This is a genomic window from Streptomyces lunaelactis (genome assembly GCF_003054555.1).
GTDB lineage: Bacteria > Actinomycetota > Actinomycetes > Streptomycetales > Streptomycetaceae > Streptomyces > Streptomyces lunaelactis.
Genome location: NZ_CP026304.1, coordinates 6,562,169 through 6,582,990, shown reverse-complemented (window position 1 = coordinate 6,582,990; position 20,822 = coordinate 6,562,169). Strand labels below are relative to the sequence as shown.

Below are 20,822 nucleotides of genomic sequence, written 5' to 3'. Positions count from 1 at the left end.
AGGGAATTGAGGAAATGCACAGACACACCCGCAAGGTCCGGCGGCTCGGAGTCGCGTTGACCGTGCTCATCCCCCTGGCGGTGGCCACCCCAGTGGCGAGTGCCGTCTCGGAGCACCCGGCCACCACCACCTCCCCCGCCGACTGCGCTCTCCCCGGCAGGACAGGCTGGACCGACGAGGGTCATGACACCGACTACAACCAGTTCCAGCGGCCCATCGGCACCAAGCACGCGCTGATGCTGTTCGTCGACTTTCCCGACGCCCAGGCCACCGACTCCACCGCCGGCTACTACGACGAACTCGCCCCGGCGGCCGACTGGATGCAGAAGGACTCCTACGGGCGAGTCAAGCTCGACATCACCCCGGTGGACCGCTGGCTGCGGATGCCGCAGGAATCCACCACCTACGGCTTCGACCGCGGGATCACCTTCGAAGAGCACGAGTTGTACGTGCGTCAGGCGGTCCAGGCCGCTGATCCGGATGTCGACTTCTCCCAGTACGACATGGTCTACATCGTCCCGACCAAGGCCGCGAAGGCGATCAAGTTCTCCCCGACCTACCTGTACGACCCCGCCACTGCCGGCATCGTCGCCGACGGCAAGCGCGTCAAGTGGGGGGTGACGTTCGGCCAGGACATGTGGCGCTGGGGCCACAAGGTCGTCAACCACGAGACCAGCCACATCTTCGGGCTGCCCGACCTGTATGCCTTCACCGGCACCGACTACCACCGCTACGTCCACGGCTGGGACCTCATGGGCAATATCGCCGGTCCCGCCCCGGCGCACGTCGGCTGGCATCGCTGGAAGTTCGGCTGGATCGACGACAACCAGGTCGCCTGCCTTTCCGCGGGCGGCAGCCGCGCCGTCCACCTGAAGGCCGTCGAGAGCCCCGGCGGAACCAAGATCGCGGTGATCCGCACCGGCGAGACCACCGCGTACGTCGCCGAGTCCCGCAGGGCCATCCGCGGCGATGCCAAGGCGTGTTCGACCGGAGTGCTCATCTACAAGGTCGACTCGTCCACCCAGACGGGCTACGGTCCGATCCAGGTCGTCAACGGCAACCCCGAGGCCACACCGCCGTCGGGCTGCCTGCCGCTGGACATGGCCGCGTTCCGACCCGGACAGTCCTTCACCGATCCCACCACCGGAGTCCGGATCGACGTCAAGAGCAGCAGTCCTCTCCACGACGACATATCGATCACCAAGCAGTAGGCCGCTGCGGTGGATGGCGACCGTAGTGTCCTCGGTCGCCATCCACCGCGGCCACTGCCCGTACCCCGTCGCCCCAGGGGTCGGCGGCCGGGCAGTGGTTCAGTCCAGCAGCCGCACCGAGCGCGGATGGCGTTCGCGCCACCGTGCGTACGCCGGAGTGGCGGCGCAGGTGGCCTGATAGCCGTTGCCGACCCTGCGGAAGATCTCGTCGCCGTGTGCGGCGAGCGGGCCGTCGCGACGCCAGGCGAGCACATGGCGGTACCAGATCGGATTCCCGGCGAGAGGGCGGACCGCGACGCCGGGCACCGCGATGAACGTGGCCTGGCAGAGGCTGACGGCCAGGCCCGCTCGTACGAGCTCGATCAGCTGCCGGCCCTCCGCCTCGAAGGGCGTCTTCGGTTGGCGGTCCGCCAGGGCGAAGACGGACGCCCAGTATTCCCGGGTGCGGTCGGTGTCCGGGTGGGGCACGGCCCAGTCCTCCTCGATGAGCTGGTTCAGGCTCACCTCTTCCTGCTCTGCGAGCGGGTGGGCGGACGGGAGCAGGGCGAAGACGGGCTCGGTGGCCAGTGGACGCAGTACGACTTCATCGCGTGGCGAGAGCTCCTGGCCAGGGTTGTCACCGAGGACCGCGCCCTCCAGGCGTCCCGCGGCGAGGTCGTCGAGTAGTGGCGACGGGGAGTACTGGCATCGGACCGTCACCTCCGATCGGGGCGTCAACTCCCTTACCGCCACGATGAGATCGGCAAGCACCGGGGCGCCCACCGATCCGAGGCGGACGCGGTCGGGTGTCGTTCGGCAGCGCGCGGCGCGGGCGGTGTCGGCAAGCATGCCGTCGATACCCGGCAGGATGGCACGTGCTCGCGTGAGCACCAGCTCGCCGAACGTTGTGGGGACGGCACCGGCTTGTCCACGGTCGAAGATCGCCCCGCCCAGCATGATCTCGATGCGCCGCAGCTGGGCGCTGAGCCCTGGCTGGGTCATGCCCAGCGATGCAGCGGCGCGGGTGAGACTCCCGGCCTCCGCAATCGAGCAGATCACTCGCAAATGCCGTACCTCGAGATCCATGGCGCGGATGTTAAGGACGGCAGGGGCTCCCGAACAGGGGAGGGACACCGTTAGTAGCATGTGAAATGTCACATGCGATTCATGCAGACGCCCGAGGCAAGCGCGAGGACACTGCGCCCGGGCCGAAAGCGAGAGTCTTCTTGATCAACGAGGCCGCGATCATCTGACGGTCGTCCCTTTCGCGCTTCTCGGGAGCTGGATTAGCGTGGTGTCTACGAGGTTGCGGGAAGATGCGGGATGTAACGGGCAGCCGCCCGGCCCGTGGCCGTGGTGAACGGCTGGGTGCGTCATGATGATGGGTCTCGATCCCAGCCCCCGCGCCGCGGGCGGCGGGGGTTTCGCCTTTGTGGGCCGTCGACGGGAGTCCGGTCTGCTGCGGGGCGCTCTGCAGCATCCACCCGCAGTGGTACTGATCGAGGGAGAGGCTGGGGTCGGCAAGTCCCGCCTGGTCAGCGAGGTGACCGTCGACTTGGTCGGCCAGGGCGGGCGGGTCCTGTACGGGTCCTGCCACCCGCTGCGCGAACCTTTTCCCTATGGGCCGGTCATCGACGCTCTTCGCCAGGCCGGCCCCTACCTGCCGTCGGCCCCCGAGATGTCCCCGCTGGCCGGCGTGCTGTCGCCGCTGCTGCCGGAACTGACCGACCATTTGCCTCCCGCCCCTGCCGACGTGCAGGAGACCGGGGCTGAGCGCTACCAGCTGGTACGGGCGGTGCGCGCGGTCCTGGAGGCCTGCGGCACTGCGATCCTGGTCATCGAGGATCTGCACTGGGTGGACGAAGCCACCCGCGAGCTGCTCCTTCTCCTGGCCCGCGACCTGCCACCGCACCTGGGCCTGGTGCTCACCTACCGGCAGGAGGAGCTGCCGCCGCGCGCACCTGTCCTGGGCGCGGCCTATCGCCGCCCGCCGGGCACCAGCGGCGCGGAGATCCACCTGGCACCGCTGACCGAGTCCGACATCCATGCCTTGACCGCTGCCGCCATGGGCCCGCGCGCCACTCACGCACTGGGCCGCATCCTGTTCGAGCGCAGTGCGGGCTTGCCCTTGGTGGTCGAGGAGGACCTGATCACCTTGAGTGAACAGGGACATCGGGGCTACCTGAGCGTGGAGGTGGTCGATCCGGTGACCAGGCTCGACCAGGCGGTGGTGCCTCGAGGACTGCGGGAGGCGGTCACCACACGGGTGCGAGGCCTGGCGGCGCCGGCCGTAGCAGTGGTGGAGGCCGCCGCGGTGCTGGCGGTGCCCACCGCCGAACCCGTGCTGACTCAGGTCGCCGGTCTCGACCCCGAACAGGGCATGGAGGCCTTGATGGAGGTGCTGGGCGCCGCGGTGCTGCGCGAGAGTCAGCCGATGCAGTACGGGTTCCGCCACGCTCTCGCCCAGCAGGCCGCCTACCAGACCATCCCGGGTCCGCGGCGTCGCCGCCTGCATGAGCAGGCGATCGCGGCCCTGCGCACAGTGGACAGTCCCCCGCTGGTGCAGATCGCCCATCACTTCCGTGCCCTGGGCGACCAGGAGGGCTGGCTCACACAGGCCGAGGCGGCCGCCGCTCAGGCGCTCGGGCTGGGTGACCAGGGCACCGCCGCCGCTCTTCTGCACGCCATCCTCGCCGAACCCGGGCTGGATGAGGACGTGCGTACCCGCGTAGCCCTGGCCCTGAGCCGCACCGCCACGTACAGCGTCGAGTACACGGCATCGGTGGCGGTCCTGCAACGAATCCTGGCCGACCCTCAACTGCCCACCGCCACCCGCGGTGAGATCCGCGTCGGACTCGGCCTCATCCTCACCAGTCAGGCCGGCGATCCGGCAGGCATTCGGGAACTCGAAAACGCCATCGAGGAACTCGGCGAGCAGCGGCCCGAGACAGCGGCGCACGCCATGAGTCATATAGCCCTGTTCGCGACGTTCAGAGGGCAGCCCGCCGCGGAAGCGCTGGCCTGGATCGAGCGCGCTGAGCGCACGGTGCAGGCCAGCCCCGATGAGGCGGCGCGGGCCACGGTGCACGCCGACAAGATCGCGGTGCTGACCCAGATCGGACATCCGGAGGTGTGGGAGCTGGTCGACCGCCTGCCCCGGGAAGGCAGAGACCTGGCCGTTCTGAGGCAGACCGCCAGGGCGCTGTACAACGCGGCCGACGCCGCGCTGGATCTCGGCCACGACGATCGGGTCGGCGCCCTGCTCGAACAGAGCCAGGAACTCGCCCACCGCACCGGTGCCCCGCATCTTGACGCCATCTGCCGCGTTCTGCGCCAGGAACTCGCCTGGTACGAGGGCGCCTGGGGCGACCTGGAGGCCGCCTACGCGTCCTTGTTCGATCAGATCCAGGACATCCAGATGCTGGAGATCGAGGGATCGCTGGTTCTGGGGGCGCTCGCCGAGGCGCGCGGACAGTGGAGCCAGGCCCTGAAGAGGTACACCACCGCGAGAGACGCGGGTGACTACGCGGTCTGGAGCGCTGATGCGGCCGCCGGTATCGGCCGGGTCAGGCTTGCCCAGGGTGAGCCCGAGGCAGCGTGGGCGATCAGCGCCCCGGCAACGGACAGCCTGCGAAACAACGGGCCCTGGCTCAGATCCTCAGCCGTGGTTCCGGTCGCCGTTGAGGCCGCCCTGGCCACCGGGCGGCCCGAGTCGGCCACGGAGCTGACCAGGGAGTTCGAGCGCGCAACCGAAGGCCATGACGCGCCTGCCGCCATCGCCCACCTTCACCTCTGCCTCGGACTGCTTCTGCGCGACGACGACCCGGCCCGGGCTCGCGATCACTTCGACCGTGCTCGCGCCACCTTCCAGGGCATCGGCCGCCCCTACCCCGCAGCCCAGGCCGCCGAACACGCCGCCCGCACCCTGATCCCCACCACGCCTCACCGTGCCGCGCAGGACCTGACAGAGATCGACGAGACCTACAGGCGCCTGGGGGCCACCTTCGACGCCGCCCGCTGCCGGCGCACTCTGCGAGACCTCGGCGAAGCTCGCCCCTCGGTCGGACGCCGCGGCTACGGCGGGCAGCTCTCCCCCCGCGAGCAGGAAGTCGCGGGCCTTCTCGCCACCGGCGCCACCAACCGCGACATCGCCCATGCCCTCTTCCTCTCCCCCCGCACCGCAGAACACCACGTGGCCAGCGTCCTCAAGAAACTCGGCGTCACCAGTCGCCAAGCCGTCCGCGACGCCCTGACCACCAACAACCCATAAGTCGCCGCGGTACCTCATGCGTGTGCCACCCGGCCCCTACCCCGGCTTCGGCCGCTGCGGCCGGCCCAGTAGGCACACGTGGGCTCTGTACTACGTAGCGTTCCATTCCACGGGCGGTACCCCCTACCCAGGGATCCCCGGTACGGGCCGCCATCGGTGACCGGACTGTGTTCGTCCGGCGATGGACTTGGCCGCCTTCTCTCCGTCTCCTGGAATCACCGGCCGCATACATCAGGTGAAATCCCCTTATGGCCGGAGAATCTGATGGCGGAGGAGGAGTTCGTGGACCTCGACATTACCGAGCGGGGCACAGTCAGGATCGCAGGCTACCTTCGGTGCTTTCCCTTCGATACCTGGGCAATGGAGCCGCATCGGGTCGCACTTCGCAGGTATGCCGGAGAACTCGGACTGCCTGAGCCCTCGATCTACCTGGACAACGGCTTGCGCTCCCGAGGGCCGCTGCCGGGCCTGGAAAGGCTTATGGACGTGGTGGCTTGCGGCATCTACGACGTGCTGCTGATACCCGGGCCGTTCGTCTTCTCCGTGCACGATCTCGAGGCCTCCGCAAGCGTCAGACGGATCACCGGCTTCGGCTGCATGGTGCTGGAACTCCCGCCCCTTCACGTCCCGAGGCGCTGCGGACCGGAGCCGCCCGGTTTGATGGCGCCATCATCGGCATGCGCCGCCGATGACGCCAAGGCCCGGCAGAGGCTTGCGAGAGACCGGCCGGGATAACGGTCGGGATAACGGTCGGGTTCCAGCCATTGACCGACCACTCCAGTGCGATGTGAAATGTCACATGCCACATGGTGTCGGCGCGGCTTATGGCCCTGCAGAGACAAGAGCCGCGTTCTGAGCCGGCTGCCACTCACCGTGTCGCCCGCTCAGCGATCCCCCCAGGTCCTCACACCCGACGTCCGCATTACCTCGCAAAGGAGCGTGCCCCCGTGAAGAGACCCGCCATCCCCGCTCTGCCCGCAACCGCCCGCACCACGTCCCGAGTCGTGGCGCTGACCTCGCTCCTTGCGGTGGCCGCACTGTCCACCACGGGCTGCAACGGACTGGTCGGCGGCAGCGCCGAAGGGGACGACAAGGGCCCCATCGTGCTCGGCATGGCCATCCCGATGTCCGGCAGCAGTGCGGACACCGGTCCGTACATGAAGAACGGTGCGCAGCTCGCGGTCGACGAGATCAACGCCAAGGGCGGCATCCTCGGCCGGAAGCTGCGGCTGCAGGTGGAGGACGACGCCTGCGACCCGAAGACCGCGGTCGCGGCGGCCAACAAACTGGTCGCGGCGCACGCGGCCGTCTCGGTCGGCGGCTACTGTTCGGGCGCCACCCTGCCCACGCTGCCGATCTTCGACAAGCGGAAGATCCCCATGGTCATTCCGGCGGCCAACTCCAACCAGCTCGTCAGCCAGCACCTCAAGCATGTCTTCCTCATCAACGGCACGGGCAGTCAGCAGGCTGCCGCCGCGGTCGCCTGGCTGAGCAAGGACGGGGCCAAGAAGGTCGCCGTCATGAACGACAACACCAGCTACTCCAAGGACATCGCGGACCTCACCTGGGCCAAGCTGGGCACCACGGGCGCTCCGGCCAAGGCCGTCGAGGAAGCGGTCAACCCGGGTGAGAGCGACTACAGCCCCAATGTCACCAGCGTGCTGAAGTCGTCCCCCGACTACATCTACTGGACCGGCTACTACCAGGAGGGCGGTCTGCTGATCCGGCAGTTCCGCCAGGCCGGGTACAAGGGCAAGTTCCTCGTCGGCGACGGATCGGTCGACCCGAAGCTCGTCAAGATCGCGGGCGCCGAACACGGCGAGGGCGTCCTCGCGACCATGACCCAGACCCCCCAGACCACTCCGGGCGCCGGGAGCTGGATCGCTTCCTACAGGGGGGAGTTCGGTGCCGAACCCGGCCCGTACTCCACCCAGTCCTACGACGCCGTCCGGGTCGCCGCCGAGGCCATCACGAAGGCCGGCAGTACCGACGGCGACAAGGTCACCGCGTCGCTCGAGGCGATGGACGGCTTCAAGACTTTTTCCGGTCCCCTGAAGTTCACCGCCGACCACACGCTGAGCAACGGTGGCTTCGTGATTCTCGGCGTCGAGGACGGGCAATTCGTCCTGCGGGATTCCCTCAAGTAGCCCGGAGGGGTTCGCATGGCACAGCTCATCTGGAACGGGCTGTTCGTCGGCTCGTTCTACGCCCTGGTCGCCCTGGGCTACAGCATGGTCTACGGGATCATCAAGCTGCTCAACTTCGCCCATGGTGACCTCTATATGCTCGGAGCGTTCTCCGGGTTCGCGATGCTCGGCGCGCTGGGCGGCTTCGTCCCCTCAACTTCGCTGCTCTCGCTCTTCGTTGTGCTCGTAATGACGATGCTGGCGACCGGCCTGGGCGGCGTCGCGCTGGAGCGGGTGGCCTACCGGCCGCTGCGGGGGGCGCCGCGCCTCTCGCTGCTCATCACCGCGGTGGGCGCGTCGTTCGCGCTGGAGTACGGCGTCCGCATCGTCGCGGGCCCCAACCCGAGGGTCTATCCGGTACGTCTCGACGGCACCGCCGTGGAGGTGCTCGGTGCCAAGATCACCGTTCAGCAGCTCGTACTCATGGTGATCGCCGCCGGGCTGATGGTGGCGCTGAACGCCCTGGTCACGCGCAGCCGCCAGGGCCGGGCGATGCGCGCCATCGCGCTCGACCCGAAAGCCTGCCTGCTGATGGGCGTCAACGTCGACGCGGTCATCTCCCGCACCTTCTTCATCGGTTCGGCCCTGGCCGGCGCCGCCGGAGTCATGTCCGGCGCGTACTACGGAAAGATCGACTTCCTGATGGGCTTCATCATCGGGCTCAAGGCCTTCACCGCGGCCGTCATCGGCGGCATCGGCAATATGAAGGGCACCATGCTGGGCGGCCTGGTCCTGGGGCTGCTGGAGTCCTTCGGCACCGACTGGCTCGGAGGCCAGTGGCGCGATGTGTTCGCCTTCGGCTTCCTCATCCTCTTCCTGACCGTGCGGCCGACCGGCCTGCTCGGCGAGCGTGTGACGGAGCGAGTGTGATGACCGCCGTTCAGAACCCACCGGTGAAGCCCGTCAGAGGTCGCGGTCCCTCGATCGTCACGCGGCTGATGGAAAGCCGAAGGCTGGGCTGGGCCGGGCTGATGACCGCCCTGCTCGCCCCGTTCGTCATCGCCACTCCGTACGCGATGAACGTGATGACCAGCGCGGTCATCTTCGTGATGCTCGCCGTCGGTCTGAACATCGTCGTCGGCTACTGCGGTCTGCTCGACCTCGGCTTCGCCGCCTTCCTCGCGGTCGGCGCATACACCGGCGGGGTACTCGCGACGGAGCTGAAGGTCCCGCTCCTGGCCACCGTACCCGTCGTCATCGTGGTGACCGTGGTGGCCGGAGTGGTGATCGGAGGTCCCACGCTGCGGCTGCGCAGCGACTATCTGGCCATCGTGACGCTCGGCTTCGGGGAGATCATCCGGATCGTCGCGAGCAACCTGGATATGACCGGTGGTCCCTCAGGGATCTACGGCATCCCCGGGCTGTTCGGTGACACGCTCTCCGACCCGGTCGTCTTCTACTACACCGCCGTACTGATCGTCTCGGTCGCGGTGCTTTTCGCCGCGCGGCTCGGCCGCTCCCGTATCGGCCGCGCCTGGCGATTCGTCAGGGAGGACGAGGACGCTGCCGAGGCCAGCGGAATCCATACCTACCGGGTCAAGTTGGCGGCCTATGTCGCGGGTGCCGTCTGGGGCGGACTCGCGGGCGTGCTGTTCGCCGGCCAGCTCTCGGCGATCTCCCCGGCCAGCTTCACCTTCCTGCAGTCCGCCCTCGTCCTGATGGCGGTCGTGCTCGGCGGTATGGGCTCCACCCCCGGCGTCGTGGTCGGCGCCGTGGTCATCAGTCTGCTGCCCGAACTGCTGCGGGGCCTGGCCGACTACCGCTACTTCGTGTTCGGCGTGCTGCTCATCGTCGTGATGCTGCTGCGCCCGCAGGGCCTTTGGCCGCACCGTTCGCGCGAGCCCGGCTACACGGCGGCGCGGAGCACGCCCGGCGCACCCGGCGCGCCGGCGAAGGAGGAAGAGTGATTCTCGAGGTAACGGATCTGCGGCTGGCTTTCGGCGGAGTCCGCGCCGTCGACGGCCTCACTTTCTCGGTCGATGAGGGCGAGATCGTCTCGATCATCGGCCCCAACGGCGCGGGTAAGACCTCAGCGTTCAACTGTGTCAGCGGGTTCTACCAGCCGACCGGGGGCGCCGTCCGGCTGGCCGGGGAGTACGTGACGGGCCTGCGCCCGTCGGCGGTCGCCGCCCGCGGCCTCGCCCGCACCTTCCAGAACCTGCGGCTGTTCGGCGAGCTGTCGGTTCTGGACAACGTACGGGCGGGCACCCATCTGTGGCTGAGGCAGAGCGCCTTCGACGCGGTGCTGCACACCCCCCGTTACCGGCGCAGCGAGCGCGAGAGCACCGACGAGGCCCACACATGGCTGGACTTCGTCGGGCTCCGCGGCGACCGGGCCGGTCTTGTGCGTCACCTCCCGTACGGCGAGCAGCGCCGGGTGGAGATCGCCCGCGCCCTGGCCAGACGACCGAAGCTGCTACTGCTCGACGAGCCGGCCGCCGGGCTCAACCACGGCGAGAAGGCCGAGTTGCTCACCCTCATCCGCCGGATCCGGGAACTGGGCATGGCGATCGCGCTCATCGAGCACGACATGGGACTGGTCATGGAGGTGTCCGAGCGGGTGGTCGTTCTGAACTTCGGAAAGGAGATCGCCGACGGTCCTCCGGAGGAGGTACGGCAGGCCCCGGCCGTCATCGAGGCCTATCTCGGCCAAGCGGCCGACGATGACGAGGTCCATGCCGCTCGCGCCGGATTCGAAGAGGAGGGGGCACACCATGCTTGAGATCCACGGCCTCGACGTCCGTTACGGAGGAGTGCAGGCGCTGCGGGGGCTCGACCTCACCGTCGCCGAAGGGGAGACGGTCGCCCTTCTCGGCAACAACGGCGCCGGCAAGACCACCACGCTGTCGGCGGTGTCCGGGCTGGTCCGACCCGCCGCAGGCCGGATCGTGCACGCGGGTGAAGACATCACGAGGACCGCTCCGCCGAAGATCGTCGCGCGAGGGGTGGTGCACGTCCCCGAGGGGCGGCGGATCTTCAGTACGCTGACAGTGCATGAGAACCTGCTGCTCGGCGGCTATCTGGTGCGCGACGGCGCCGAACTCGCCCAACGGGTGGAGGAGGTCTACGAGTTGCTGCCCCGGCTGGCCGAACGGCGGTTCCAGCACGGCGGGACGCTGTCCGGTGGGGAGCAGCAGATGCTCGCCATCGGCCGGGCCCTCGTCGCCCGCCCCGGCCTGCTGATGCTGGACGAACCGTCGATGGGCCTGGCCCCGCTCATGGTCGCCGCGGTGATGCAGGTGATCAGGGACATCAACCTCGGCGGCACAGCGGTGCTCCTCGTCGAACAGAACGCAACGGCTGCGCTGAAGATCGCACATCGGGGATATGTGATCGAGAACGGGGAGACGGTGTTGGAGGGCACAGCGGCCGACCTGTCCGCCGACCCCCGCGTCGCCCAGGCCTATCTGGGCGGCGTTTCGTGACCGGCTACGCGCTGACCTGCGGATCCGGCACCGGCACCGGCCGAGGGAAAGGTGCCCACGCTTGGCTGACCCTTCTCGTGAATTTCAGAGCATGATGAGCAGACGCGTCTTCGGCTTGAGCTTTCTGTTCACCGAACGACTCTGCACGTATACCTCCAACTTGGGATTACGCCCCGCCTTCACGGAGACGGTGCCCTGGATACCCGTGCCGAACAGAAGACTGCGTGCCGCGTCGCCCGTGTATGCGCGGTCAGTGTCCTTCTCGACCACGATGACTTCCTTGTCGGGCTGAACCTGAACCCGGGTGCCCAGCTGGTAGTAACACGACCCGCGTTCGTACGTCACGCCCGGATGCGAATCAACGAAGGATCGAATCTCGACCTCCGTGTCGACCTTCAGGAGTCGATACTTGTCGGCCGGGACCGGTTCGAGGTTCGCCCGCACGTCGTCGACCGATATGTCCTGGCCGACCGCGAACAGGTTCTTCGTGCCGCGCACGCCCTGCTCGCGGCCACGGAGGAAGCTGGTGGCGGCAGCGCGCACGGTACCGATCGCCTCCTCGACACCCTCCTGGGAATCCGCATCCCAGATGGCGATGTTTCCGGCCGGGAAGCCGTAGTTCTGGGCGGTTCGCTTCGCCAGGGAGTTCGGAACGAGGATCGCGGAAGTCCAGTGGCCCGGAAGCCCACCCATCTTCGCCGCGATCTTGTCGAGCCAGGGGCCGAGGATGGCCATGTCGCCGTCGTGCCGTCTGTCGCCGCCGGAGGCGTTCTCCTCGCCGTCCGTCACCACGATCTGGAGGAAGCTGTGCTCGCCGTACGCCTCCCAGATGTGGCCCAGGTCGTCCAGGGACTTCAGAGAGGCTTCGATGAGGGCCGTAGCGCCATTGTTGACCTTGTACAGACCCCGCATGGACGGCAGATGCTTCACGTCCATGTCCCAGACCAGGTTCTCCACCTTGTGGTCGAAGGAGTAGAGGCTGATCCGGGTCTCATGACCGAGGTTGTCCGACTCGGCCTTCAAGCCCGCCACGAACTCGTCCACGACGCGGACGAGTTGACTCTGGTGCTGATGCATGGAACCCGAACAGTCCACTACCAGCGCGACGTGATTCACCTTGTGCTGGATCTTGTTGGCGGACACGTTTCTGCTCCTTCTCCGAGGCTCCCCGAGTGATGTCTCCACACTATGGGGAGGCACTGACAACGGAGCTTGACGGACGATCACCCGCCAGACGCCCGTGTTCCGAGCACACGGCCTGCACAGGGTGAACTTTCCCCGCCTCCTTCCTCACGTCCACGCGATGCGCTTGACCGGTTAGCAGCACAGGCGGGTGCCGTAGAGGTCGAGGGCATCGTCGGGGTCCGTCGCGTAGTGACGACGGCCCCGCCGCAGGTGAGGACAGGCCGTGGGCCCGTGTTGGCGTCGGACGGGTTCGCGTCTCAGAACATGGTGTTGGGGTTGGTGGAGTCGGCGGGGATGGCCTGGAGCACGTCCCAATGCTCGACGATCTTGCCGCTGTCGTCGAAGCGGAAGATGTCGATGCCGGCGTACTCCGCGTCCGGCCACACCTGGTGGCAGTGGAGAACGACATGATGTCCCTCGGCGATGGCGCGCTTGAACTCCACACGTTTGCCCGGGTATTCGGCAGTCATCCGATCGAAGTAGTCGACGAAGTTCTGTCTTCCGTCGCTGCCGAGGGGGTTGTGCTGGATATAGGTGTCGCCCACGTACGTGTCATACGCTTCCGCGGGACGGCACTCGTTGAACAACAGGTCGTAGAATGCCTTGGCCGTGGCCTTGTTTCGTTCGAGATCGAGATCGGTCATGGCAGCCACGGTAGGCATTACCGCTAAGTAGCCAAAGCATCAATTCGCAGGAATTTGCGCCTTGGCTCAACACCGGCGGAACTGTCGGCCCGACCTTCAGCGGTGTCGGCTTGTGACCATACGAGCCCCGCTGTCTCGGCGCCGGCACCCGCTGCCGCATTCGGCCCGGGGCCTCAGCCCCCGGTCGCCGGTGGTCCTGAAGGCGAGAGTCCATACGGTGCCTGGTGGTGGCGTCCGCGCGAGGAGCGGCGGAAGGCGATCGGGGTCTGACCGGTGTGCTTGTGGAAGTACTTGCTGAAGTTGGTGGCGCTGGAGAAGCCGAGCTGGGCCGCGATCCGGGCCGCGGACAGATCGCTGTGCGCGAGCATGCGCTTGGCCTCCAGGACGACTCTGCGGTCGATGAACTCCTTCGCGCCGACGCCGGCGGCGGCGAGCGTGGCCCGGGAGAGCGTGCGTGCGGAGTAACCGAGCGCCCGCGCATAGTCCTCCAGGCACCGCGTGCCGGCGAATTCGCGCTCCACCGCGTCACGGAAGCGCACATACGCCGAGTCCGGTTCGGGCGCCGTACCGCCGGCCGGCGCGGCGAGATGGGCGAGGCGCAGGACGAGGACGGCCAGCAGATGGCGCTCCACCGCGACGTGGACATCGACCGGCATGCGTATCGGGGAGTGGAACTCGCGGTCCAGGTGGTGAGCTGCCATGTTCAGCGCCTCGATGTCCTCGCCGTGTGGTGTCCGTACGACCGGGGCATGCGGTTCGTCCAGGCGGGCGGCGGCCGCGGTGGCCGGGTCGGGAAAGTCCCGTTCGAAGAGGATCAGCGTGCCCTCGGCCTGGGTGATGTCCCCCCACTGATGCACCTGGCCGGGCCGCACCCACAGCCACGAGCCGAGGCTGAGGGTGTGCCGAGTGAAGTCCACGGTCTGCCTCAGGGAGCCGCTGGTCAGGGTGACCAGGACGTGGAAGTCGTGCCGGTTGGGCCCCGCCAGCCGCTCGGGTCCGGCGCGTGCCCGCAGGTCCGCAAGCGACAGGACCTCGACCCCGGCGGAAGTGCCGACAGGCGGGGTGAAGGCAAGCTCGGTGATCATCCGCGAGCCTCTGGCCTCTTGTCGGCTTTCGACCATCACGAGTCACCAGCGTACCTGTTTGGCTCCTGTGTGCACGCCTAGCGTGGGACGGAATACGGGAGGCGAAGGACCTGCACTCCACGCGAAGACCGTGGGATGACGTTTCCAGGAGCTGCAAGGCCCGTTTTCCGGAAGAATGGCCAGCGAAGCAGGAACGTATCCGTACAGCCTGCTGATGATTCACGAAGGATCTTTACTGCTCATGACAGCCAAACTGGACAGCGCGCGGGGGCTCTATCTGGAGGGAATCCTCGCGGGCAACATCCAAGAGGCCCTCGACGCGTATGTGGGTGACCGCTACACGCAGCACAGCACCGGTGTCGCGGATGGGAAGGAAGGGTTCCGCGCCTTTTTCGAGCCTTTTCTGGCACGTAATCCGCAGCGGGAAATAGAGGTGGTGCGGGCCATCGAGGACGGCTCGTACGTCTTTCTGCACGTTGCCCAGAAGCTCGGCGGATCGGCCCAGTGGGTAACCGCCGACCTGTTCGACACCGACGAGAACGACCGCATCGTCGAGCACTGGGACACGATCGCGCCCGGCGGGCGGACCACGCCCTCGGGACACACCCAGACCGACGGCCCCACCCAGGTCACCGATCATGAACGGACCGCGGAGAACAAGGACAGGGTGGCGGAGTTCATCGCCGTGGTCCTGCAGGGCGGAGAGACCGAACTGCTGCGGGAGTACGTGTCCGCGGCCCAGTACGTGCAGCACAACCCGGACATCGCCGATGGCATCGAAGGATTCGAGGACTTTGCGGCCCGCCTCGCCGAGGAGGGCAAGGCGATGACCTACGTCAAGGTGCACCGCCTGGTCGGCCAGGGGAACTTCGTCGTCGCCCTCAGCGAAGTCGACTCGGGGGGTACGTCCCTGGCCGTCTTCGACATCTTCCGGCTCGAGAACGGCCTGATCGTCGAGCACTGGGACAACGCCGAACCCGTCCCCACTCCGGCGGTGGCCAACAGCAGCGGCAAGTTCTGACCACCCGGCAGCCCTCCCGCCTCCCCACGCACGCGGGTGCGGGTAGGCGTGCACGATCAGGCATCCCCAGGTGGACCGGCCAGGCGCTCCAGGCCCTGCGCCAAGGTCCGTTGAGGCCCCGTAATAGCGAAGAAGGATTGGACAGGCGCGTCATGAACAACAAGGATCTGGTTCTCAAGGCCGTGGGTGAGCTTTTCGGCGGCAGGGATCCCTCTGCGGTGGACCGCTGGGTCTCCCCGACGTACAAGCAGCACAGCGCGATGGCCGACGACGGCCCCGAGGCGCTGCGTGAACTGATCTCCTCGCTGCCGGCGGAGTTCCGTTACGAGGGCGTGCGGGCCATCGCAGACGGAGATCTGGTCGCCCTGCACGGGCTCTACTACGGCTTCGGCCCCGACCCGCTCGTCGCCTTCGACATGTACCGCGTGGAGAACGGCCGGCTCGCAGAGCACTGGGATGCTCTGGTGCCGTTGGTCGAGGAGACCGCCAGCGGCCGCTCCCAGACCGACGGCCCCACCCAGGTCAGCGACCTGGAGGCCACCGAGGCCAACCGCGAGCTGGTCGCCGAGTACGCCGAGAAGGTACTCAAGGGCGCCGACTACTCGGTGTCGACCCACTACACCTCCGCCGAGACCTACCACCAGCACAACCCGGAGGCCGGTGACGGACTGGACGGGTTCGGCACAGCAGCCGCCGCCTGGGCCGAGCAGGGCAAGAGTGTCCTCTACACGACGATCCACAAGGTCATCGCCGAGGGGGACTTCGTCCTCGTGCTGGCCGAGGGCGAGTTCGGCGTGCCGGTCGCCTACTACGACCTCTTCCGGCTCTCCAACGGGAAGATCGTCGAGCACTGGGATGTCATCCAGCCGATCCCTGCCGAACCCCTCCACGACAACGGCATGTTCTGACGCGGTTGTTCCACATGCGGCTTCGGAGCCGGTGGCGGCAGACGCTTCCGGGAGCCGGAGGGCCCTCACCGTCTCCGGCTCACATCGCAGCCCACTCTTGCGAGGAAACACAGGACTCATGGCAGCACCCATGACCGATGCCGAATGGCGCGCCTTCGTCAGCCGAGGCACCCGGACAGCGAAGATCGCCACAACCCGCGCCGACGGACGGCCACATGTGGCACCCGTCTGGTTCCTGCTGGACGGCGGCGACCTTGTCTTCAACACCGGCAAGGACTCCGTCAAGGGCCGCACCCTGATCCGCGACGGGCGGCTCGCGATCTGCGTGGACGATGATCAGGCGCCGTTCTCCTTCGTCGTCATCAACGGCCGGGCGAAGGTGAGCGAGGACACGCCGCAAGTGCGCGACTGGGCGACCCGGATCGCAGCCCGCTACGTGGGAGAGGACCGCGCAGCCGAGTACGGCGTGCGCAACGGCGGGCCCGGGAGCCTCCTGGTGCGGGTGTCGATCAACAGGGTCCTGGCGGTCCGCGGCATATCCGACTGACCCGGGACCGGAGCCTGCCGGCCCGGCGTCGCCAGGCTCCGGTCCCGCCCCGGGGAGCGTCCAGGCTCACGCATTCGTGCTCCCTGAGCCGTCCCTCCGCGAAGCCAAGTTTCCGGACGGTCCCCCGTCACTGATCGTCCGGTGCCTGCTTGCGCCTGATGCGGACCGCCATGAGCGCGACGTCGTCCTCCGCGTGGGCGGCGTCGAGTTCGGTCAGGACCTCGTCGACCAGACCGTCGAGCGTGCCGCCCGGGTCGGGACGGACGCGGGCGAGGCGGTCGAGGGAGACGTCGATGTCCTCTCCGCGCCGTTCGACGAGGCCGTCGGTGAACATCAGCAGGGTGTCACCGGGCTCGAAGCTGTGGGAGGTGATGTCGTATCCGCCCACGCCGGTTCCGAGCGGCGGGCCGACCTGCACGGGGATCACCTGGGCCACGCCGTCGTGGCCGAAGACGACGGGCGGCAGATGGCCGGCGCTGGAGAAGGCGGCGAGCATACGCGCGGGATCCACCCTCACGAGCAGGCAGGTGGCCGAGCGTCGGGTGGCGACATCGGAGATGTCCCGGTCCAGTCGGCGCAGTACACGGTGCGGCGGGAGGTCGGCGGCCGCGACGTCGCGGAGCGCGGCGCGGTAGCTGTTCATGTCGACCGCGGCTTCCACGCCGTGGCCCATCACATCGCCTATCACCAGCAGAGTCCGCCCGAAGTGCAGGCGTACGGTCTCGAACCAGTCCCCGCCGACCAGGTCGCCGCCGCCCGCGGGCAGATAGCGCGTGGCCAGCTGGAGGTTCGGGTGCGGGAGCCCGGGGTCGGTGAGCAGGGCCCGCTGGAGCTCGACGGCCGTGCGCTGTGCCTGACCGAACATACGGGCGTGCTCGATGGCGACGGCGGCCCGCCGGGCCGCCGACTGGGCGATCAGCACATCTCGGTCGCCGAAACTGCCGTCCGCCCGTACGAGCAGCAGGGCGCCCAGCACGCGGTCGTCGACGGTGAGCGACAGCGCGAGGTGCCGTTCGTCGAGGGCGAGCCGCCCGCGCAGTACGGCGCGGGGCGGGTACGGGGGAAGCAGTTCCGCACGGCCGGCCACCGCGGCACGCCGCAGACCCGGCCCGCCCATGGCAGGCGGCTCCTCAGGCAGCAGGTCGACCGCGACGGCGTCGGCCAGTCCGGTACCGAGGTAGCTCACCACCTCCTGGCACGTGGTCACCTCGTCGAGGGTCGTGCCGATCCGCTCGGCGAGGTCCGCGGCCTCGGGGCGGGCGGCCGGGGAGGTGGTCTCGACGAGCAGCCCCACCAGGCCGGCCACCTCGCCGTGGATGGTCAGCCGGTGCCAGGTGCAGCGGCTGACCGACGTCACATGCACGCGGGAGTGCCCGTCGGCGAGCGCGGCGGCCAGGAACTGCGCGGGGCCGACGCTCAGCTCCGCCCGCGGGCTGACGGCGCGGCCCTCAAGACCCGCGCGCACCTCCCCCGCGATGCGGCAGTAGACCGCGTCCGCGAAGAGGTATCTGGTGTCCGTACCGAGCACCGCAAGCCCCACCGAAGCCGCGGCCTGCGAGAACGCCTCCCCTGGCCCGTCAGGCGAGTCGGCACGCACAAGATCACCTCCTCCCTCGCGGGCGATGTCCTCAAGTCTCATGCGCCCCACGGTCGCGCGCATCACCGATTACCCCCAGTAATCGTCGGATCGGGGAGGCCGGCGGCCCGGGCGGTGTCGTACGCGGCCCCCGGCCATGCCCTGCCCCCGCATGCCTGCGACCCGCACCTCGGCAAGGACGCGGGCCGGGTCGTGGCAGGGCGGGGCCTCAGGGCTGTCCCGGGGTGACCCCTCCCTGGAGGCGTTCCAGGTCGGCGGGACGGACCTGGATGGCCAAAATGGCGATCACCGCGGCGATCACCGTGAAGATGGCGGCCACGATGAAGGCGGCGGCGACTCCCGAGGTCAGCACCTCGTCGCCCCAGGGCGGGGGGAGCTGTCCGGTGCGCTGGAAGTTGAGCTGTTCCACCGGGGTGGCGTTGGCCATGAAGTTCGGTATCTGGTCCTCGGCCTCGTTGCGGCTGGCCGTGCCGTAGACCGTGACCAGGATGGACAGGCCCAGCGAACCGCCCACCTGCTGGGTGGCGTTGAGCATGCCGGATGCCGCACCCGTCTCGTGCGTGGGCACTCCGGAGACGGCCATCAGCGTCAGCGAGACGAAGTTCATGCCCATGCCGAGGCTGAAGATGAGCATCGGCCCCAGGACGCTGCCCAGATACGTGGAGTGGATATCGGTCAGGGTCAGCCAGGACAGACCCACCGCGGCCAGAATCGAGCCGGTCACCATGAAGGGCTTCGGGCCGTACTTCGGCAGCAGTTGGGAGGCGATGCCCGCGCCCACCGCGATGAGCGCGCTCACCGGCAGGAAGGCGAGCCCTGCCTGTAGCGGGCTGAAGTCCAGTACGTTCTGCACGAAGAGCGTGAGGAAGAAGAACATGCCGAAGATCGCGGCGGCGAGGCTGAGCATGATTCCGTAGGTGCCCGATCGATTGCGGTCGGCGAACATGTGCAGCGGCGTGATCGGCTGCTTCGAGCGGCGCTCGACCATGATGAAGGCAGCCAGGAGCACCACCGCCGCGCCGAACGACGCGAGCGTGAGCGGGTCGCGCCAGCCTTCCTGGGCAGCACGGATGAAGCCGTAGACCAGCGCCACCATGCCGAGGGTCGATGTCAGCGCACCGGTCAGGTCGAAGTGGCCCGGATGGCGTTCGGACTCCTTGATGTGGCGCGGGGTCGCCAGAACGATGAGCAGGGCGATCGGCACATTGACGAAGAACACCCAGCGCCAGTCGAGCCATTCGACGAGGATGCCGCCTGCCAGCAGGCCGATGGCGCCACCGCCCGCGGAGACCGCCGCGAAAACGCCGAACGCCCGGTTGCGGGCAGGGCCTTCGGTGAAGGTGGTGGTGATCAGCGCGAGCGAGGTCGGCGACGCGATGGCGCCGCCCACGCCCTGCAGGGCGCGCGCGGCGAGAAGCTGGCCGGAGTTCTGGGACAGGCCGCCGAGCAGGGAGGCGAGCGCGAACAGCAGAACGCCGAAGATGAAGACACGGCGCCGGCCGAGGATGTCACCGGCGCGGCCGCCGAGCAGCAGCAGACCGCCGAAGGTGAGCGTGTAGGCGTTGACGACCCAGGACAGACTCGTGGTGGAGAAGTCCAGCGAGCTCTGGATCTGCGGGAGCGCGATGTTCACGATGGTGATGTCGAGGACCACCATCAACTGGCACGAGGCGATGACGAGGAGCGCGATCCCGTTGCCGCCGCCCTTCTTCTCCGAGGCGGCGGTCAACGAGGTTGGTGTCGGCTGCGGGGTCGTCATGGCGCATCGAGCCCTCACGAGAGGGTCAGCAGACGGTTCCGTCCACTAATCGACCGTAAACCCGGGGCAGGACCGCCACCAGTCGGGCGAGAACACCACCGCAGTTGCGGATCACAGGTCGGTCAGGACCGCTCCCCGGCCGGCTCCGCGACGAACGTACGCAGCGCCTGCGTCAGCCGCTCCGGCTGGTCCTCGGCGATCAGCGTGCAGCTGTCCTCGATCTCCAGCAGCCGCCCCCGCGGCAGCAGTTCGGCGAGCCGCCTGCCGTGTTCCCGCGGCATCATCCGGTCCTCCGTCGCCCACACCACCAGCGCCGGCCGGTCGAACTTCCGCAGTCCTTCCACCGCTTCGAGCAGCTCGGTCCTGCGTACGCCCGCGTTGTAGCGGCGGAAGTCGTGCCTGATGGCCTTGTCGGTCAGCAGCGGGCGCAGCCAGCCGTCGGCGATCTCGTCCGGCACCGGGCGCTTGGTGAGCGCGCCGAAGCCGATGGGCAGCCGTCGCAGCGGCTTCAGCCCCAGGACGCGGGCCATGACCGCGATGCCGCCCGGCACCTTGCAGACGAGCGAGATCATCTTGCCGGGTACACCCGGCGGATAGTTGTCGAAGGCCTCGCAGGAGATGAGCACCAGCCGGGCGAGCCGCTCGGGGTGCCGTCCCGCGACCGTCTGGGCGCGGCCGCAGTCGTTCTCGACGAGGGTCACCTCGCGCAGGTCGAGGCGGTCCAGGAACTCCGCGATCAGCTCGTTGACGGAGTCGGGGCTGAGCGGGACGTCCGCGCGCATCGGGGTGCGGTGGGCGCCGTAGGGCAGGGTCGGCGCGATGCAGCGGTGGTCCCGCCCCAGGCCGGCGACGACCTTGCGCCAGACCGTCGCGTCGTGGACCAGCCCGTGCAGCAGGACGACGACGGGGCCGGAGCCTCCCGTGTCCTCGTACGCGATGGTCCCCGCGCTGAGCTCGATCTCCGGCATGGCGACTCCCCTCGAGTGACAACGATGCTATGCGTCG

The 20,822-nt window shown here is 68.4% G+C and carries 18 protein-coding genes; 11 read left to right on the top strand and 7 right to left on the bottom strand.

Annotated features, from left to right (window positions below):
- The first annotated feature begins 14 nt into the window (after positions 1–14).
- On the top strand, positions 15–1,211 hold the full coding sequence (locus SLUN_RS30365) for a M6 family metalloprotease domain-containing protein (protein ID WP_108153150.1): 1,197 nt from the start codon (positions 15–17) through the stop codon (positions 1,209–1,211).
- Positions 1,212–1,310: 99 nt separating this feature from the next.
- Here the strand turns inward: SLUN_RS30365 and SLUN_RS30360 are convergent, their stop codons facing one another.
- Positions 1,311–2,276, bottom strand: a complete 966-nt coding sequence (locus tag SLUN_RS30360; RefSeq protein ID WP_108153149.1) for a LysR family transcriptional regulator — start codon at positions 2,274–2,276, stop codon at positions 1,311–1,313.
- A gap of 289 nt (positions 2,277–2,565) precedes the next feature.
- On the opposite strand from SLUN_RS30360, the gene SLUN_RS30355 reads away from it, so the two are divergent.
- From SLUN_RS30355 to SLUN_RS30325, 7 genes are all read left to right on the top strand, one after another.
- Positions 2,566–5,460, top strand: coding sequence for an ATP-binding protein (locus SLUN_RS30355; protein ID WP_254708434.1), 2,895 nt, complete (start codon positions 2,566–2,568; stop codon positions 5,458–5,460).
- Positions 5,461–5,724: 264 nt separating this feature from the next.
- Positions 5,725–6,195 (top strand): hypothetical protein, encoded by a 471-nt coding sequence (locus SLUN_RS30350; RefSeq protein ID WP_108153148.1) that lies wholly within the window; start codon positions 5,725–5,727, stop codon positions 6,193–6,195.
- 212 nt (positions 6,196–6,407) lie between these two features.
- Positions 6,408–7,607 carry a branched-chain amino acid ABC transporter substrate-binding protein gene (locus SLUN_RS30345; protein ID WP_257153818.1) on the top strand — a complete coding sequence of 400 codons (1,200 nt, stop codon included), beginning with the start codon at positions 6,408–6,410 and terminating at the stop codon, positions 7,605–7,607.
- Positions 7,608–7,622: 15 nt separating this feature from the next.
- The gene (locus tag SLUN_RS30340; protein WP_108153146.1) at positions 7,623–8,516 is read left to right on the top strand and encodes a branched-chain amino acid ABC transporter permease; all 894 of its coding nucleotides are present in this window, start codon (positions 7,623–7,625) and stop codon (positions 8,514–8,516) included.
- 68 nt (positions 8,517–8,584) lie between these two features.
- On the top strand, positions 8,585–9,553 hold the full coding sequence (locus SLUN_RS30335; protein WP_108155018.1) for a branched-chain amino acid ABC transporter permease: 969 nt from the start codon (positions 8,585–8,587) through the stop codon (positions 9,551–9,553).
- Positions 9,550–10,368, top strand: a complete 819-nt coding sequence (locus SLUN_RS30330; protein ID WP_108153145.1) for an ABC transporter ATP-binding protein — start codon at positions 9,550–9,552, stop codon at positions 10,366–10,368. The genes SLUN_RS30335 and SLUN_RS30330 overlap by 4 nt, the downstream gene beginning before the upstream one ends.
- A complete protein-coding gene (locus tag SLUN_RS30325; protein ID WP_108153144.1) occupies positions 10,361–11,071 on the top strand; it encodes an ABC transporter ATP-binding protein in 711 nt (236 codons plus the stop codon). The genes SLUN_RS30330 and SLUN_RS30325 overlap by 8 nt, the downstream gene beginning before the upstream one ends.
- A gap of 84 nt (positions 11,072–11,155) precedes the next feature.
- Here SLUN_RS30325 and SLUN_RS30320 read toward each other — a convergent pair whose 3' ends face one another.
- From SLUN_RS30320 to SLUN_RS30310, 3 genes are all read right to left on the bottom strand, one after another.
- On the bottom strand, positions 11,156–12,214 hold the full coding sequence (locus SLUN_RS30320) for a vWA domain-containing protein (RefSeq protein ID WP_108153143.1): 1,059 nt from the start codon (positions 12,212–12,214) through the stop codon (positions 11,156–11,158).
- Positions 12,215–12,513: 299 nt separating this feature from the next.
- Positions 12,514–12,900, bottom strand: coding sequence for a nuclear transport factor 2 family protein (locus tag SLUN_RS30315; protein WP_108153142.1), 387 nt, complete (start codon positions 12,898–12,900; stop codon positions 12,514–12,516).
- 173 nt (positions 12,901–13,073) lie between these two features.
- Positions 13,074–14,021: a helix-turn-helix domain-containing protein gene (locus SLUN_RS30310; protein ID WP_108153141.1), complete on the bottom strand. Its 948-nt coding sequence runs from the start codon at positions 14,019–14,021 to the stop codon at positions 13,074–13,076.
- A 205-nt stretch (positions 14,022–14,226) separates the two neighbouring features.
- Between SLUN_RS30310 and SLUN_RS30305 the strand changes: the two genes are divergently transcribed.
- The 3 genes from SLUN_RS30305 (at position 14,227) to SLUN_RS30295 (ending at position 16,461) form a co-directional block, all read left to right on the top strand.
- Positions 14,227–15,006, top strand: a complete 780-nt coding sequence (locus SLUN_RS30305; protein ID WP_108155017.1) for a nuclear transport factor 2 family protein — start codon at positions 14,227–14,229, stop codon at positions 15,004–15,006.
- A gap of 152 nt (positions 15,007–15,158) precedes the next feature.
- Entirely contained in the window at positions 15,159–15,914 is a 756-nt protein-coding gene (locus SLUN_RS30300) for a nuclear transport factor 2 family protein (protein WP_108153140.1), read from the top strand.
- 118 nt (positions 15,915–16,032) lie between these two features.
- Entirely contained in the window at positions 16,033–16,461 is a 429-nt protein-coding gene (locus tag SLUN_RS30295; RefSeq protein WP_108153139.1) for a PPOX class F420-dependent oxidoreductase, read from the top strand.
- Between the two features lie 127 nt (positions 16,462–16,588).
- Here the strand turns inward: SLUN_RS30295 and SLUN_RS30290 are convergent, their stop codons facing one another.
- The 3 genes from SLUN_RS30290 to SLUN_RS30280 form a co-directional block, all read right to left on the bottom strand.
- Positions 16,589–18,100 (bottom strand): PP2C family protein-serine/threonine phosphatase, encoded by a 1,512-nt coding sequence (locus SLUN_RS30290; protein WP_108155016.1) that lies wholly within the window; start codon positions 18,098–18,100, stop codon positions 16,589–16,591.
- Between the two features lie 166 nt (positions 18,101–18,266).
- Positions 18,267–19,817 carry an MFS transporter gene (locus SLUN_RS30285; protein WP_175313211.1) on the bottom strand — a complete coding sequence of 517 codons (1,551 nt, stop codon included), beginning with the start codon at positions 19,815–19,817 and terminating at the stop codon, positions 18,267–18,269.
- A 122-nt stretch (positions 19,818–19,939) separates the two neighbouring features.
- Positions 19,940–20,785 (bottom strand): alpha/beta fold hydrolase, encoded by an 846-nt coding sequence (locus tag SLUN_RS30280; protein WP_108153138.1) that lies wholly within the window; start codon positions 20,783–20,785, stop codon positions 19,940–19,942.
- Positions 20,786–20,822 lie beyond the last annotated feature (37 nt).